Annotated in this window: 10 protein-coding genes; 5 read left to right on the top strand and 5 right to left on the bottom strand. The window is 41.4% G+C overall.

What is annotated here, in order from left to right; translation table 11 throughout:
* Positions 1 to 229: 229 nt before the first annotated feature.
* Together tpiA and ABPH35_RS08450 are read left to right on the top strand one after the other, a co-directional pair.
* Complete coding sequence (tpiA, locus tag ABPH35_RS08455) at positions 230 to 982, top strand: triose-phosphate isomerase (protein ID WP_349987979.1); 753 nt, start codon at positions 230 to 232, stop codon at positions 980 to 982.
* Positions 983 to 1,208: 226 nt separating this feature from the next.
* Positions 1,209 to 4,613, top strand: a complete 3,405-nt coding sequence (locus ABPH35_RS08450) for a GBS Bsp-like repeat-containing protein (protein ID WP_368849726.1) — start codon at positions 1,209 to 1,211, stop codon at positions 4,611 to 4,613.
* 115 nt (positions 4,614 to 4,728) lie between these two features.
* Here ABPH35_RS08450 and ABPH35_RS08445 read toward each other — a convergent pair whose 3' ends face one another.
* Genes ABPH35_RS08445 through ABPH35_RS08425 form a run of 5 tightly spaced genes read right to left on the bottom strand, consistent with a single transcriptional unit; the run spans position 4,729 to position 10,542 of the window.
* Positions 4,729 to 5,919, bottom strand: coding sequence for a peptidoglycan bridge formation glycyltransferase FemA/FemB family protein (locus ABPH35_RS08445; protein ID WP_349987985.1), 1,191 nt, complete (start codon positions 5,917 to 5,919; stop codon positions 4,729 to 4,731).
* Positions 5,920 to 5,958: 39 nt separating this feature from the next.
* Positions 5,959 to 7,203 (bottom strand): aminoacyltransferase, encoded by a 1,245-nt coding sequence (locus tag ABPH35_RS08440; RefSeq protein WP_349987977.1) that lies wholly within the window; start codon positions 7,201 to 7,203, stop codon positions 5,959 to 5,961.
* Between the two features lie 10 nt (positions 7,204 to 7,213).
* On the bottom strand, positions 7,214 to 8,428 hold the full coding sequence (locus ABPH35_RS08435; RefSeq protein ID WP_349987976.1) for an aminoacyltransferase: 1,215 nt from the start codon (positions 8,426 to 8,428) through the stop codon (positions 7,214 to 7,216).
* Complete coding sequence (yidA, locus tag ABPH35_RS08430) at positions 8,415 to 9,239, bottom strand: sugar-phosphatase (protein WP_349987984.1); 825 nt, start codon at positions 9,237 to 9,239, stop codon at positions 8,415 to 8,417. Before yidA ends, ABPH35_RS08435 begins: the two co-directional genes overlap by 14 nt.
* Entirely contained in the window at positions 9,229 to 10,542 is a 1,314-nt protein-coding gene (locus tag ABPH35_RS08425; RefSeq protein ID WP_349987975.1) for an HD domain-containing protein, read from the bottom strand. Before ABPH35_RS08425 ends, yidA begins: the two co-directional genes overlap by 11 nt.
* A gap of 105 nt (positions 10,543 to 10,647) precedes the next feature.
* Here ABPH35_RS08425 and ABPH35_RS08420 point away from each other — a divergent pair, with 105 nt between their 5' ends.
* The 3 genes from ABPH35_RS08420 (at position 10,648) to ABPH35_RS08410 (ending at position 14,819) form a co-directional block, all read left to right on the top strand.
* Positions 10,648 to 11,541: a sulfite exporter TauE/SafE family protein gene (locus ABPH35_RS08420; RefSeq protein ID WP_349987974.1), complete on the top strand. Its 894-nt coding sequence runs from the start codon at positions 10,648 to 10,650 to the stop codon at positions 11,539 to 11,541.
* Entirely contained in the window at positions 11,538 to 11,924 is a 387-nt protein-coding gene (locus ABPH35_RS08415) for a DUF1934 domain-containing protein (protein WP_349987973.1), read from the top strand. Before ABPH35_RS08420 ends, ABPH35_RS08415 begins: the two co-directional genes overlap by 4 nt.
* 198 nt (positions 11,925 to 12,122) lie before the next feature.
* Complete coding sequence (locus tag ABPH35_RS08410; protein ID WP_349987972.1) at positions 12,123 to 14,819, top strand: cation-translocating P-type ATPase; 2,697 nt, start codon at positions 12,123 to 12,125, stop codon at positions 14,817 to 14,819.
* Positions 14,820 to 14,980: the final 161 nt, after the last annotated feature.

Below are 14,980 nucleotides of genomic sequence, written 5' to 3'. Positions count from 1 at the left end.
CGGTTGGATTTTGGAAAGAAAATGAGCATGCGTCGTAAGAAATATGTCCTTAGTCTATCCTTTGACCAGTATTTAAAACGATTACTTTAAATCAAAAAAGTGTTTGAGGTAGAAAAAAGCCGAAGACCGTTTCATGCGTTTGTCGTGTTTTTTACCTATCAACACTTTCTTTCTTTTCTAATTTGTGATAAAATATACACTAACAATAAAATTAGAAGAGGTATGTGAAATGTCACGTAAACCAATTATCGCCGGAAACTGGAAAATGAACAAAACAGCAGCAGAAGCTCGTGCATTTATTGAAGCAGTGAAAACAAAAATCCCTTCAAATGAGCGTGTAGAAACTGTTATTGGTGCGCCAGCTCTTTTCATCGAAGGTATGAAAAAAGGTGTGCGCAATACTGAATTGAAAGTAGCGGCACAAAACTGTTATTTTGAAGATTTTGGTGCGTTTACTGGGGAAAATAGCCCTGCAACACTTGCAGCGCTTGAAGTGGATTATGTGATTATCGGTCACTCAGAACGCCGTGATTACTTCCATGAAACAGATGAAGACATCAACAAAAAAGCACATGCTATTTTCAAAAATGGCATGACACCAATCATCTGTTGTGGTGAGTCTCTTGAGACGTATGAAGCTGGTAAAGCAGAAGAATTTGTTGGTGCGCAAGTATCTGCAGCATTGAAAGGTTTGACAGCTGAGCAAGTTGCTTCATTAGTACTTGCATATGAGCCAATCTGGGCAATCGGTACTGGTAAATCAGCAACTCAAGACGATGCACAAAAAATGTGTAAAGCCGTTCGTGATGTCGTTGCAGCAGACTTTGGTCAAGAAGTAGCGGATAAAGTGCGCGTTCAATACGGTGGTTCTGTAAAACCAGAAAATATTGCCGAATATATGGCTTGTCCTGATGTGGACGGCGCGCTTGTAGGTGGAGCTTCGCTTGAAGCAGATAGCTTCCTTGCTTTGTTAGAGTTTTAAGACGAGTAAAATAGAAAAGCGAGCAGATGAAATGAGATGGTGACAGTTAGCTTAGTTATAGGCCTAGATGAATGCATCCATTAGGTAGATATGGTGAGATAAGAGCTATAACAGTTGGTGTAATCAGCATAAAGCTAGTATTTCACATGAATCTGATTACTCGATAAACCTTTTTCTAGGTTGGAATCTTGTTGTTCCAGCCTCTATTTTACAAATAGGAGATAAGATGAAAGTAAAATCCTTTTTATACCTATCAGGTTTGGTCTTGTCTTGTTGGAATGCTCAAGCGGTATTAGCGGATAGCATTACAGCAGAACCAAAGGAATTAGGGACAGCAAGCCAGTCCAATGTATCAGGTACTCTTCGTGTCGTTGAAGAGGACGGTCAGGTAAAAGTTGTTTTTTCTGGCTTAACAAACGGATATGGTCAACCAAAAGCAAAGGTTTGGTCGCAAGCAGATAAAAGTGATCAGCGTGTTATCAATCAATTTGTGCAGGATTCTACCGGACAATATATTGCTGTTTTAGACAAAGCACAATTTGCAGAGGGAGCTACTCATTTTTACGTTGAAATGAGTGTCACTAGTGATACGAATACTTCCTATGTCCTAGATACGTATGAATTTGATTGGCAAACAGAGGTGGCGCCAAGTGCAGCACAGCCCCAAGTTAGCTTCCGTAGCGTTGCAGATGATCAGTCTTCCAATGCTTCAGTGGAAGAGACAGTTGGGCAGCCAGTTACAGGTGATATCAGTATTGAGAATATTGATGCTCAGAACGGTACCTTTGATGTCGTAGTTTCTAATGTTGCGGCACCATCTGCTATCCGTATGATTCAAGTTCCTGTTTGGACGGATGAAGGTGGCCAAGATGACATTCGCTGGTATACAGCTACTCGTCAACAAGACGGTACCTATAAAGTTACTGTTAATAAGCAAAACCATAAGAATGGTACGGGGGCATACCATGTGCACCTATACTATAAATATATGGACGGAAAATCTGCTGGTGTTGCGGCCTCTGGGGCAACACTGCCTATGCCTCAAGGAGCACCAACCTCTGCACAAACTCAGGTTACAGGTGATATTGCGATTGAAAATATCAATGCACAGGCTGGGACTTTCGATGTCGTGGTGTCGAATGTCTCAGGAGCATCAGCGATTCAAACTGTTCAAGTTCCGATTTGGACAGAAGAGGGCGGCCAAGATGACATTCGCTGGTACAATGCGATCAAGCAAGCTGACGGTACTTACAAAGTCACCGTTGATAAGAAAAATCACAAGAACGGCACAGGCAAGTATCATGTTCACTTGTATTACCGCTATACCAATGGTCAGTTGAAAGGCGTAGGTGGTACTTACACGGCTTTGCCAGCACCAACCTCTGCACAAACTCAGGTTACAGGTGATATTGCGATTGAAAATATCAATGCGCAGGCTGGTACTTTCGATGTCGTGGTGTCGAATGTCTCAGGAGCATCAGCGATTCAAACTGTTCAAGTTCCGATTTGGACAGAAGAAGGTGGCCAAGATGATATTCGTTGGTACAATGCGATCAAGCAAGCTGACGGTACTTACAAAGTCACCGTTGATAAGAAAAATCACAAGAACGGCACAGGCAAGTATCATGTTCACTTGTATTACCGCTATACCAATGGTCAGTTGAAAGGCGTAGGTGGTACTTACACGGCTTTGCCAGCACCAACCTCTGCACAAACTCAGGTTACAGGTGATATTGCGATTGAAAATATCAATGCGCAGGCTGGTACTTTCGATGTCGTGGTGTCGAATGTGTCAGGAGCATCAGCGATTCAAACTGTTCAAGTTCCGATTTGGACAGAAGAGGGCGGCCAAGATGATATTCGTTGGTACAATGCGATCAGGCAAGCCGACGGTACTTACAAAGTCACTGTTGATAAGAAAAATCACAAGAACGGCACAGGCAAGTATCATGTTCATTTGTATTACCGCTATACCAATGGGCAAACGAAGGGTGTAGGCGGCACCTTCACTGCCTTGCCAGCACCAACCTCTGCACAAACTCAGGTTACAGGTGATATTGCGATTGAAAATATCAATGCGCAGGCTGGTACTTTCGATGTCGTGGTGTCGAATGTCTCAGGAGCATCAGCGATTCAAACTGTTCAAGTTCCGATTTGGACAGAAGAGGGTGGCCAAGATGATATTCGTTGGTACAATGCGATCAGGCAAGCCGACGGTACTTACAAAGTCACCGTTGATAAGAAAAATCACAAGAACGGCACAGGCAAATATCATGTTCACTTGTATTACCGCTATACCAATGGGCAAACGAAGGGTGTAGGCGGCACCTTCACTGCCTTGCCAGTTGAGAAAGACACAACCAAGCCAACTGGTACGCTTAATATCGTGAATGTGAATAATCAGACAGGCGCTTTTGATGTCGTTGTGACGAATGTTTCTAGTCCGATAGAGTTAGATTCTGTTTTGGTGCCAGTGTGGTCAGAAGCAGGCGGTCAAGATGATATTCGTTGGTATCGTGCAGCCAAACAAGTAGATAATAGCTATAAAGTTCACGTGGAAGCGAGCGACCATAAGTATAGTACAGGTGTCTACCATGCTCACCTTTATTATAAGCAAATTAATGGTCGAACAGTTGGAGTTGGTGCTACAAAAACTAGCTTGAGTATTACCCAAAATGGCAAGCCAACAGCTGCTATCAGCATTCAAGATGTGGACAATGCAAATGGTGCCTTTGATGTAGTAGTATCAGATATTTTTGCTCCGGCAGGTATTGATAAAGTGGAAGTTCCGGTATGGTCAGATGTTAATGGACAAAATGATATTCAATGGTACACTGCGATGAAGCAGGCTGATGGAACCTATCGTGTTAACGTTCGGGTATCAGCTCACCAGTATGAGACAGGTTTGTATCATGCTCATTTGTACATCACTAGTGGCGGTCAACGTTACGGAATTGGTGGAACAACAACTAAGGTAACATATACACATCGGGCGGATAAGTCATTTGTAGATGTAAGTAGTCACAATGGCAGCCTTTCTGTGTCGGATTATCGGAACTTGTTGAATCAAGGTGTAGCAGGAGTGGTTGTTAAGTTGACAGAAGGTACTTCTTATCTCAATCCATTTGCAGCAGAGCAAATTCGCAATGCGCAAGCTGTTGGTATGAAAATTTCTGTTTATCATTATTCGCATTTTACAGATGCTAAATCAGCACAGGAAGAAGCGCGTTACTTTGCAGCGGCAGCTCAGCGTTTAGGCCTGTCTAAAGATATTGCGATGGTTAACGACATTGAAGAGCAAAAAACACGGAACAATATCAATGCAAATATGAAGTCTTGGGAAGCAGAGATGCGTCGCTTAGGCTACAGTAATTTGGTTCATTATGCGGGAGCAAGTTGGATTGATGTGAATACATTAGGATATACCGGACCAATCCAAACAGACTTATTTGGTCTGAAAAATTTTTGGGTTGCCCAATATCCATACAATAGTTTGGATGTTCAACAAGCACGCACAATGAGTATGCATTCATCAGCGGCTGCATGGCAGTTTACATCCTCTGCTCAACTATTGGCAGGCAAACATCGTTTTGACTTGAACTTGGATTACACAGGCCGATTTACAAATTAGTGAAAGAAAACAGAGGTTGAAAAATGTAATATCCATATTTTCATACTCAAGCTTTCAAAATAAATCGATTGATTGTATCAATTATAAACAAAAAATAGCTAATGTTTTTGAAACGTTAGCTATTTTTTTGTGTCAGCATCTTTAATGATTTGCCAATAAGATTGAGGGGTTTGGTGAAGGTACCAAGGAGTAGGTATAATTGTCCTTTGAACTGTCGCTTGAAGTTAAAGTTTCCTTTCCCTGTGCCCGCTAAGTTAGTTTCGCTAGTACCGTAAAAATTAAAGGTTTGATATCCATGCTCCAGAGCATATTGCATCATGAACCAATGAATCAAGGTTGCTCCACCGAAGTTCATATATTGCTCGTAATTTCCTCCTGCAAAACTGACGACTTCTGAACCATAACAGATGAAGAGGTAGGAGGAGAGGGGGAGCTTATCCTGAGTGATATTCATGTCCTCAAATTGTTGCAACCGTTTTTGATAGGATTGTAATTGATCCTTGGCATCTGCAATTTTCCCCTTGGTTCGTTTGCTTTGAGGCTCATTTTCTAATTCTTCGGTTACTTGTGAAAATTCTTGGATATTAGTGGTCAGGTAGTTCAGATAAGCAGTACAGTCTAGATAGGCATACATAAATTTAGCTTGTTCTTGAAAGCTTTTCTGGATTTCTTTAAAATAGTCTAATTCTTGGACAAAGAAATCTTTTTGCTGACTAGTCGTCGTCAGAATATCATAGAATTGCTCTATATTCTCATCACTAAGTTCTTCGACATGAACCTGCATAGCCTGAAATTTTTTGATGTCCCGCTTGATAGAGGAGGTTAGTAACTGAAGGAGCTCTTCTGGTGAATCAAGTCCAGTAAGTGATTTGACAAACAAGGTGTTTACGACCGTTTCTTGCTTAGGATCAAATTCATTGTAGTATCCCATTGTTTCAAATGTTTTGAAAATGTGGTCGGAAAGATTATCTTGGAGAATAGAGAGTTGATCATCCTTGATAGCCTGAATGAGATAAGGAGAAATACTGACTTGCACACATAACTGTTTATTGAGATGTTTTTCTAGAGCTACTAAGCACTGCTGAGTAAGGGAGGAGTCCCAATTTGTAAAGAGAGGACCATGTAAAATAAGGGCTTCTTTGAAAAAGGCTTTGATTTTACGATATTGGATAATGGTTTGCCCCACTAAAATGTCATCATCATAAACGGCTAGGTATTCGATGTCACGTCCTCTAGATATTTGAAGTCGAGCCATTTCGGCAGATTGGAGAAAATTGGCTTCTGTATATTTCCTTTGTGTGTGAATTTACAGGAAAAAGTGTTATAGATAGGCACTTTTACTGTTCTATTTTCTAAATCTCGTTAGAACTTGCTTGATTCCTTGTAATAATTTGTATTTGAGAGGAGAAGGATAGTAGCGGAAAGTTCCCATTCGACGAACAACAAAACCATTGAAATTTTGTTTAAATCGAAGAACGTTATCTGAACCATCAAATAGGCCAGTAATCCCAAGGAAGTTATAAAAAGGAATTCCCCGTCGAATACTTTCTTTCATGACATACTCCTGTAAAAGAGCGGGGGCGTAAAATTTGTTAAATTCTGGATAAGAGCCACTAAAGAGGTAAGTGGTTTCTTGTGGAGTATAGAGAAATAGGCTACCAGCTAAGATTTGGTCTTCTTCTCCATACTGTTCAATCAGCTTCTGTGCTTCTTCTTTACGAGTGACAAAGGTTTGTTCTTGTTTAAGAATTTGTTGTAATTCTTTTTTCTTTTTAGCAGAATTTGGATTTTCAGTTAACTCCTGTTCAATTCTTTGTAGTTGCTCCTGCACGCGTTGATGTTCGGAGGTGACATGAGTGAGATAATCTTGAAAATTTAGGGTAGCAATCATGAATTCTGCGTTTTCACCAAAACTATCATATAATTTTTGGTAATAGTCCAATGACTTATCACCATAATCACGCCGCTTGGAAGTTGCAGCAGTAATATCTTTAAAAATTTTGAGTTCATTTCGTTTTAATTTACGAATCCTGATACCAAACGTGTTAGCCTTTTTGACTAAGGGCTTCCCTTTTTTACTAAAGGAATTAAGTAATGACTCTTCTGTCAATCCTTCTAAGTTTTTTACATAGTGCCAACTAGGTTCTCCGTCAGAATAGCCCGTCTGCAACCCATCGAATTGATAGCCTAAATCTGTTAAGTTTGTAATTAGCTCAGACTGTTCTGGGCTAGTTTCCTTGCCATTGCTATCAAAGGTCTGGTAAATTTCATAGGGTTTGACAAGGAGCTCTATAGCTCCTTTTTCCTTGGCATAGTCCTGTAAAGCCTTGTAAAAGGGTTGGAGATAGCTTGAATCGGTAGTAACTGGCCCTGAGTTAATCTCCATGTGGAGTCCTCCTGTCATAGGAAGGCTATAAAGGACAGCAGATACTTGGATATTTCCTTCTTTATCTGTATATCCGATGTACTCTACTTCAGCCCCTCTTTTTTGTAACAGATGAGCCATTTCAGGAGTTTGCATAAAAGATCGTAGTGTTGCACGATTGGCATGAGCCATAAATTCTTCTTCTGTAATATAGGTAAGTGTCATGGGATCCTTTCTAAGAGTGTCTGTTCCGTAATTTCTTACGTATTGTATAAGCGAGTTGGAATAATGGTGAGAGTAGGGAAATCGCAAAATCAAACTCGCCAATATATTCTTCAATTGTTGGATTAAAATTAGATTTAAACTTGGTTAATCCATCATCCAAAGTTCCTTCAACTCCTCCCATGTTGGCCCAGATAATACCATCTTCAAAGGCATCTTGAAAAACAGTAGGATAGAGAGAATACTGTGGATAAAATTTTCGGAAGTTATCATTCATGCCCGCATAGAGCATTTCCATGACATTTCCAAATCGGATGGACAAGATACCTGCAATCACGACTTCTTGAGGGTACTGTGTTGCAAAGGTTTCAAATTCTTTAATGTATTTTTCAACAGAAGTTTTTTGCTGGGTTAATTTTGTCAATCGTTTTTTTTGATGCGCTTCAGTTTTCGCTAAATCTGCATCAATGCTTGCTAGTTGTTCTTTGTACTCCTCAAGTCGTTGTGTGATATTCACTTTTGCTAAATGGAGATAGAAATCTTCTTGATAAATATCAGCCATTTTCTTGAAATAGTTGTAATTTCGTAGTGAAACTCCTTTACGAGATTCGGTAAGGGCAACTACGCTTGCAAACTCGTTTAAGTCTGCACTAGTACCACGTGTGCTTGTAACACCTCGTGTTTGGGCATCTTTCATGAGACGTTTTGTATGTTTTGGGAAGGTCTCAAACAGGTTGTCTTGTGTATAGACATTGGCTTGAAAACGAGGCTGAATACTATCTTGAATGTTCTTAGTTCGTCCACGCCAACTAGCCCCTGCCTTGATGAGGCTATCAATAACTGCTAGGGTTTCAGAAGATTCAGGAACGGATTGGCCGATTTTGTATTGTTTTAAATGAAGATTAGGATCGAATTTAATAAAGACTGTCCGATGTTTTTTGGCAATCGTCTTGAGAGATTGTAAGACAAAGGTAACTAATCCTTGGTCGGTATAATCCATAATTGGTCCACGAGGAATGTACATCATCGTCCAACCAAGAGGGAGAGGTTGGATGAGGATGGATGCAACTGCAACGAGTGTCTGATTGTGATAAAAGCCAACACGCTCATTGCCCCAGTTGTCTTTTACTTTCGCCCAAGAACTACTTTGTAAAAGGTTATTTTGCGGATGTTGTTTAACAAAGCTATCGTGTTCCTCAGCGGAGATGCCAGTTTTATATGTGTACATGTTCGTTCAATACCCACTCTCTAATGGCATAGGCAACGCCAGATTCATCATTTGATTTGGTAATATGAGTCGCGATTTTTTTTAGCTCGGAACTGCCATTTTCCATGACGACAGCTACTCCAGCAGCTTCTAGCATGGAGCGGTCGTTTTCTTGGTCACCAATAGCCATCGTTTGCTCCATGCTTAAGCCCAATAAGGCACTGAGCTGTCTAATAGCTTCCCCTTTATTGACGGTTTTTGGGGTTACTTCCAAATAGAAAGGAGCAGATTTTGCGACAGTAAATCGTTCGGTAATGGTTTCTGGAATCTGAGGAATAGCAGCATCTAACTTTTCAGCTTCATCTACCATCATTAGTTTGATAATCTCTTTTGTTTCCATTTCCTCAGGAGTTCGATAAAAGACAGGGGCATCGACGAGCTGAGATTCATAGAGGGTGTATTTGCCAATGTTACGATTGGCTGTGAAAATTCCTTCCTTTGTACTAGCATGCATAGGAAGTTTTAAGGTACGTGCTAGGTATTCCAATTCAAGATAGTCAGCATAGCTCAAACCTTTTTTAAAAACATCATTTCCTGTTGCTGTTTCTTGAACGAGTCCACCATTAAAGGTGATGACATAGTCGCCCTTGTCTAACAGGTTTAATTCAGTTAAAATCCGTTTAACACCAGAAATTGGTCGTCCAGTTGCAATAACAATTTTGACGCCTGCTTGTTTCGCATCTTGAATGGCTAGGGAAACTTCGGGTGTAATTTCGTGTTTGCTATTTAATAGGGTGCCATCAATATCAATGGCTACAAGTTTAATGCTCATCATGTTCTCCATAACTAAATTGATCATTGTGTATATAGCTCAGAAAAGCAGCACTTTGTTGGGCAAAGATGCCTGTTTCTTTTAGCATTTCTTTCGGGAAATAGAAGCGACTATCACCATGCACCGTACCTGCTAATGAGTGAACAATGGGTGAGAGTTGCGATAGTTCAATGAGGTTTCCGTCTTTACGGAGTATCTCAATCTGGGTTCGCTTTTTCTTGGCATTTGGCCGGTAAATATCATAAGGCAAATCAAAATTATGATGAATGGCTGTATAGTAGTCTGGCTCAAACCCCACTTCACTGACAATTGCCTCTAAGATAGGGAGTTGAGACTCTGCTGCAGTATCAAACGTAATCGATTTGAAAACCTTACGGTTGATATAGCGCTGAGCCAAGTCAGATAAAATCTTATCTGGACCTGCAATCCAAGATTGGAAGTAGGTGTTCATGACACCATCGTCTAGAGCGAGATAATCTTCTAGCGTAAAGGAGTGTTCAAAGAAAGGAATCAGACGTGGCGAAGAGTTTTCAAAGAAAGTCTGCAGATTTTGATAGAGGATTTTGGCTCGCTTGAGGAGATTTTGTAGCAAGACCTCCATGGAACGGCTGGCAGGGTGGAAATAAACCTGCATATACATCTGATAGCGGCTGAGGACATAATCTTCCACCGCATGCATACCCGATTCTTTAAAGGCAATACCATTTTCTGTCGGTCTGATAACCCGCAAAATTCGTGTCAAGTCAAATTGGCCATAGTTGGTTCCGGTAAAATAGGAATCTCTTAGAAGATAGTCCATTCGATCCACATCGATTTGACTTGAAATCAGCTGGACGACTTGTTTGTTCGGATAAGTATGGCGGATAACACTCGCTACTTTTTCAGGAAAATCAGGTGCAATCTGACGCAGTAAGCTATTGATTTCTGTGCCGCTATTAGTAATAATCTGGCAAGTCATTTCCTCGTGATCTGTATCAAATAAGCGCTCGAAAGTATGAGAATAAGCGCCATGTCCTACATCGTGTAAGAGTGCTGCAACCATGGTCAGAAGCGAATCGTTCCTGTCCCAAACCTGCGCATATTTCTGCTCAAAGGTTGAGACGATTTGGCGTGCAATTTCATAGGCTCCCAGACAATGCGAAAAGCGACTATGCTCACCACCATGAAAGGTATAGGAAGTTGTTCCTAGTTGCTTGATGCGGCGCAGCCGTTGAAATTCCTTGGTATTGATTAGATTATAGATCAGATCGTTATCTACATGTATGTAATTATGAACAGGATCACGAAATACTTTTTCACTCATTCTTTCATTATATCAAAAAAACGGTATTTGTGCTTTTGTGAACTATTTGCTGATTCGAGGTCAAAAGCTATTTACGAAAGTGCCTTTTCATATTATAATAGGACTATGACAGAAGAGATGATTTTACACCTTATTCAAGCCCTCTTGGTGGGGCTAATTTTATGGATAGCTTGGACGATTTTATCCTATACCAAGGAACACAAGGTTAACCTTGGTGAGCGTTTTTGGACAGGTTTCGGCATTGGGTTTATCACCGATTTGCTTGATACCTTGGGTATTGGAACGTTTGCAACGACTACCACGCTCTTTAAAGCGACTAAGCTGGTGCAGGATGACCGAAAGATTCCTGCTACTATGACCACAGCCCATATCATACCAGTATTGGTTGAAGCGCTTCTTTTTATTACCATCGTTGAGGTAGATTTGCTGACCTTGGTTGCCATGGCAACAGCAGCTTTTACAGGCGCTTTTGTGGGGGCGCGTGTAACCCAGCATTGGAATACGCAGAAGGTGCAGCGGATTTTAGGGATTTTGCTCGTCATTGCGGCCTTTTTTATGGTCTATCGCATGGTGACCAATCCTGGAGCTGATTTGACCACAGATGTCAGAGGTTTATCAGGCTGGAAATTGGTTCTTGGCATTGCCTTTGACTTCATCGTTGGGATGCTGATGAGCATGGGCTTGGGAAATTATGCGCCAGAGTTGATTTTCTTTTCTCTGATGGGAATTAGCCCAGCTATTGCACTACCAGTTATGATGTTAAATGCAGCGATGATTATGACAGCTGGGGCCAAGCAATTTATCCAGTCAGGTCGGGTCAATTGGCCGGGTGTTCCGGGCATTATCGTTGGCGGAGTTTGTGGTGTGCTGATGGCTGCCAAGTTCTTGAGTAGTTTGGATGTCAATAATTTGAAAATTCTTGTGGTCTTTATCGCTTCCTATACAGGATTATCCTTGCTGCGTGCGTCAGTTGTATCACAAGTGAAGGAGAAGAAATGAAGATTATCATTCAAAATGAAATCGACCTTGACGGTGAAATGGAAGTAGTAGAGGAAATCCGTGATGTGGAAGTCGTTGAAAAGGGTGGTTTTCTCTATTTGACCTATCAAAATGACGAGAAAGAGCGCGTAGTCTTGAAAATCAATGAGACAGAATGCACCATGACCCGCTTTTCAACCCCCAAATCTGTTATGCAGTTTATCAACAATGAGACAAGCGTAACGCAGATTGCTACTCCAGTCGGTATCCAAATCTTCAATGTGGTGACAGACTTCTATCAGAAAAAAGATAGTCAAGTAACCATTCACTATGCCTTACGGATTCCACAGACTGGACAAGACTTGGCACGTTATAAACTTCGTATACAGTGGTCTTTATCATAAAAAAATGAAAATCTTCTTGCAAAAACGTTTCATTTTTGCTATAATAGTCAGCATATCAAGGGAGTAGCTGACGGAAGTATCCGTTACAAGGTCGTCAATCCGAAAGAAATTTCCGGCCTTGTATGAAATAGCGAGACTTGTTTGAATAAAACAAGTCTCTTTTTGTGTTTTCAAAAAGGGACGAAAAAGGAGAAAAACATGTCAACAGAACAAAAGCGTCACGCTTTTTACACCCAAGATGCTGATCTTGTTTTGCGTGAGCTAGAGACAAGTGAGCAAGGCTTAACAACGAGCGAAGCAAGCAAGCGCTTGGAGCAATATGGGCGCAATGAACTAGCAGAAGGAGAGAAGCGCTCCCTCTTAGCGAAATTCTTAGATCAATTTAAAGATCTCATGATTATTATCTTGCTACTTGCAGCGATTCTATCGGTTGTAACATCAGGTGGTGAAGATATTGCAGATGCGATTATCATTCTTGCTGTTGTCATTATCAACGCAATTTTTGGTGTCTATCAAGAAGGGAAAGCAGAAGAAGCAATCGACGCTCTGAAATCCATGTCTAGTCCCTCTGCCCATGTCTTACGGGATGGTCATGTGACAGAGATTGACTCAAAAGAATTGGTACCAGGTGATATTGTTAGCCTTGAAGCGGGAGATGTAGTACCAGCTGATATGCGCTTATTGGAAGCAAATTCCTTAAAAATTGAAGAAGCTGCTTTGACTGGCGAATCAGTACCAGTTGAAAAAGATGTCCGTATGACAGTAGCAGAAGATGCCGGAATTGGTGACCGTGTCAATATGGCTTTCCAAAATTCTAACGTTACCTATGGTCGTGGACTTGGTGTAGTTGTGAATACGGGTATGTTCACTGAGGTTGGTCATATCGCAGGTATGCTTCAAGAAGCTGATGAGACAGATACACCGCTCAAACAAAACTTGAACAATCTGTCTAAGGTCTTGACCTATGTGATTTTGGTCATTGCAGCAATTACCTTTGCTGTAGCCGTCTTTATTCGTGGCGAACATCCATTGACTGGTCTCTTAACCTCTGTTGCGCTTGCAGTCGCAGCGATTCCAGAAGGTTTACCAGCTATTGTAACTATTGTTTTGTCCCTCGGGACACAAGTTCTTGCAAAACGCAATTCGATTGTTCGGAAATTACCAGCGGTCGAAACACTTGGTTCAACAGAAATTATTGCGTCTGATAAGACGGGTACTCTTACCATGAACAAGATGACCGTTGAAAAAGTTTATTACAATGGTGAATTAGTTGATGCCAAAGAAACCATTGAAGCAGGACTAGATTTACCATTATTGGGGGCAGTTGTTCTTGCAAATGACACCAAGATTGATGCAGATGGTAAACTAATTGGTGATCCAACGGAAACCGCCTTTATCCAATATGCCCTAGATAAGGCCTACGATGTAAAAGCATTCTTGGCACAGTACCCTCGTGTGGCGGAATTGCCATTTGATTCAGACCGCAAACTCATGTCAACGGTTCATCCATTACCAGACGGCAAATTCTTCGTGGCAGTCAAAGGGGCTCCAGACCAGCTCCTACACCGTTCAACTATGGTGGATATAGCAGGAACGGTTGGCCCGCTAACAGATGAAGTAGCATCAAATATTAAAGCAAACAATTCTGAAATGGCGCATCAAGCGCTTCGTGTTCTTGCAGGTGCTTATAAGATTATTGATAGCATTCCAGAAGAGTTGACAACTGAGACACTTGAAACGGATTTGATCTTTACAGGTTTGATTGGGATGATTGACCCAGAACGCGCAGAAGCTGCTGAAGCTGTGCGTGTGGCAAAAGAAGCAGGAATCCGTCCAATCATGATTACAGGTGATCATCAGGATACGGCAGAAGCGATTGCAAAACGCCTGGGTATTATTGACGAACAAGATGCGGAAAACCATGTCTTGACTGGTGCCGAATTGAACAACCTGTCAGATGAAGAATTTGAAAAAGTGGTTGGTCAATACTCTGTTTATGCACGGGTATCTCCTGAACATAAGGTACGTATCGTGAAAGCATGGCAAAACCAAGGAAAAGTCGTTGCCATGACAGGAGATGGTGTCAACGATGCACCGGCTCTAAAAACAGCTGATATCGGTATCGGTATGGGAATTACAGGTACGGAAGTATCAAAAGGTGCCTCTGACATGGTCCTTGCAGATGATAACTTTGCAACCATTATCGTAGCTGTCGAGGAAGGACGTAAGGTCTTCTCTAATATCCAAAAGACCATTCAATACCTCCTTTCAGCCAACACTGCGGAAGTTTTGACCATTTTTCTTGCCACTCTCTTTGGTTGGGACGTGTTACAACCTGTCCACCTTTTGTGGATCAACTTGGTAACGGATACCTTCCCAGCTATTGCACTTGGCGTTGAGCCAGCAGAACCTGGTGTCATGAGCCACAAACCTCGTGGACGCAAGTCAAGCTTCTTCTCAGGTGGTGTCATGAGCTCCATCATTTATCAAGGAATTTTACAAGGTGCTTTGGTTCTTGCGGTCTATGGTTATGCGATTGCAAATCCAGTCCATGTAGGTGATATGAAAGCTATCCATGCTGATGCGCTAACAATGGCCTTTGCAACCCTTGGCTTGATCCAGCTCTTCCATGCCTACAATGTGAAGTCTGTTTACCAATCCATCTTGACAGTTGGCCCATTCAAGTCTAAGACCTTTAACTGGTCCATTCTTGTTTCCTTTATTCTTTTGGCAGCAACCATTGTCATTGAGCCATTAGAAGCGATTTTCCACGTGACACATCTTGACCTTAGCCAATGGGCTGTCGTCCTCATCGGAAGTTTCTCGATGATTATCATTGTAGAACTTGTCAAGCTCGTCCAACGGACATTGGGCATGGATAAGAACGCTATCTAGAGGATAGAAAAGAAAGCTGCCCATCAGGTAGCTTTCAGATTGAAGACAAAGTCCATAGAATTCATTTTCTAAGGGCTTTTCTTTATAAATAGGAGTATAATGAAAGTATCTCATATGAGGAGGATAAGAGCTATGCTTCATAAAGAACAACCAGAATATAA

Origin of the sequence: Streptococcus handemini (genome assembly GCF_040984445.1) — a bacterium.
Taxonomy (GTDB): domain Bacteria; phylum Bacillota; class Bacilli; order Lactobacillales; family Streptococcaceae; genus Streptococcus; species Streptococcus handemini.
This window is presented reverse-complemented; position numbering and strand designations above follow the sequence as displayed.

What these genes read in the sequence shown, in the direction of transcription:
- tpiA (WP_349987979.1), top strand. Translation starts at nt 230, where the DNA reads ATGTCACGTAAACCAATTATCGCCGGAAACTGGAAAATGAACAAAACA.
- ABPH35_RS08450 (WP_368849726.1), top strand. Translation starts at nt 1,209, where the DNA reads ATGAAAGTAAAATCCTTTTTATACCTATCAGGTTTGGTCTTGTCTTGT.
- ABPH35_RS08440 (WP_349987977.1), bottom strand. Translation starts at nt 7,203, where the DNA reads ATGACACTTACCTATATTACAGAAGAAGAATTTATGGCTCATGCCAAT.
- ABPH35_RS08435 (WP_349987976.1), bottom strand. Translation starts at nt 8,428, where the DNA reads ATGTACACATATAAAACTGGCATCTCCGCTGAGGAACACGATAGCTTT.
- yidA (WP_349987984.1), bottom strand. Translation starts at nt 9,239, where the DNA reads ATGAGCATTAAACTTGTAGCCATTGATATTGATGGCACCCTATTAAAT.
- ABPH35_RS08425 (WP_349987975.1), bottom strand. Translation starts at nt 10,542, where the DNA reads ATGAGTGAAAAAGTATTTCGTGATCCTGTTCATAATTACATACATGTA.
- ABPH35_RS08420 (WP_349987974.1), top strand. Translation starts at nt 10,648, where the DNA reads ATGACAGAAGAGATGATTTTACACCTTATTCAAGCCCTCTTGGTGGGG.
- ABPH35_RS08415 (WP_349987973.1), top strand. Translation starts at nt 11,538, where the DNA reads ATGAAGATTATCATTCAAAATGAAATCGACCTTGACGGTGAAATGGAA.
- ABPH35_RS08410 (WP_349987972.1), top strand. Translation starts at nt 12,123, where the DNA reads ATGTCAACAGAACAAAAGCGTCACGCTTTTTACACCCAAGATGCTGAT.